1 pseudogene is annotated in these 240 nt (G+C 47.1%); it reads right to left on the bottom strand.

Going from position 1 to position 240, the window contains the following annotated elements:
• Positions 1 to 240 (bottom strand): annotated as a pseudogene (locus tag KVT36_RS32080) (allantoinase); the annotation flags it as partial.

The raw sequence follows: 240 nt of genomic DNA, 5'->3' as shown, positions 1-240 counted from the left end.
AGGCCAGGTATTGCCGGTATGAATGTGGATCCGTTACAGGTGGCGCAGAATCATCACTTAATTCACAATGCACCAGTAAAGGCAAATAACTTTCGGCAATAAGAGGCATTATCTTTTCCAGGTCAGCGGCCGTAACATGGGGAAAATCACCAATACCGGAATGCGTGAGGAAGGCTTTAAAACCCAACACGCTTTTGTCATTAAAACCGGGGATCTCCTTTCCATTACCCGGCACTACCC

Origin of the sequence: Chitinophaga sp. GbtcB8, from assembly GCF_019091455.1 — a bacterium.
In the GTDB taxonomy this organism is placed as follows: Bacteria; Bacteroidota; Bacteroidia; order Chitinophagales; family Chitinophagaceae; genus Chitinophaga.
This window is presented reverse-complemented; position numbering and strand designations above follow the sequence as displayed.